At 57.0% G+C, this 751-nt stretch carries 1 rRNA gene; it reads left to right on the forward strand.

Features of this window, described 5'->3' with window-relative positions:
* Positions 1-60: 60 nt before the first annotated feature.
* Positions 61-751, forward strand: a 23S ribosomal RNA gene (locus cpu_RS09715); the annotation flags it as partial.

The following is a 751-nucleotide window of genomic DNA, read 5'->3' on the forward strand; positions in this document are numbered from 1 at the left end:
ATTTCAAGCTAAGGGAGTTGTTCTTTGAAAACTGCACAGAGGTTGAGGGGAAAAAAAGAAGGTCAAGTTAGTAAGGGCGTACGGTGGATGCCTGGGCGCCAGAGGCCGACGAAGGACGTGGCAAGCTGCGAAAAGCCGCGGGGAGCTGCAAGCGAGCCTTGATCCGCGGATATCCGAATGGGGCAACCCATCCGGCGTAATGGCCGGATACCGTACACTGAACCCATAGGTGTACGGGGGGAACCCGGGGAACTGAAACATCTTAGTACCCGGAGGAAAAGAAAGCAACATGCGATTCCCTGAGTAGCGGCGAGCGAAAGGGGAAGAGCCCAAACCGCATACGTGTAGAAGGTGGCAGCCGTTGCGTATGCGGGGTAGGAGGCCGTACCGGGGATACCCTGCCAGGTATCTAGCGGTGAAGCGTAATAGGAGAAGGAGCTGGGAAGCTCCGCCATAGAAGGTGAGAGCCCTGTATCCGAAATTACGCGAAGCCGCGAGGTGCGAGCCTGAGTACCATGGGGCACGGGGAACCCTATGGGAAGCAGGGGGGACCACCCTCCAAGGCTAAATACCGACTGGCGACCGATAGTGAACTAGTACCGTGAGGGAAAGGTGAAAAGCACCCCGGGAGGGGAGTGAAAAAGGACCTGAAACCGTATGCCTACAAGCAGTCGGAGTCCGTTAGAGGGATGACGGCGTACTTTTTGTAGAACGGGCCGGCGAGTTGCTGTACGTAGCGAGGTTAAGGCGG

The organism is Carboxydothermus pertinax (assembly GCF_001950255.1).
In the GTDB taxonomy this organism is placed as follows: Bacteria; Bacillota; Z-2901; order Carboxydothermales; family Carboxydothermaceae; genus Carboxydothermus; species Carboxydothermus pertinax.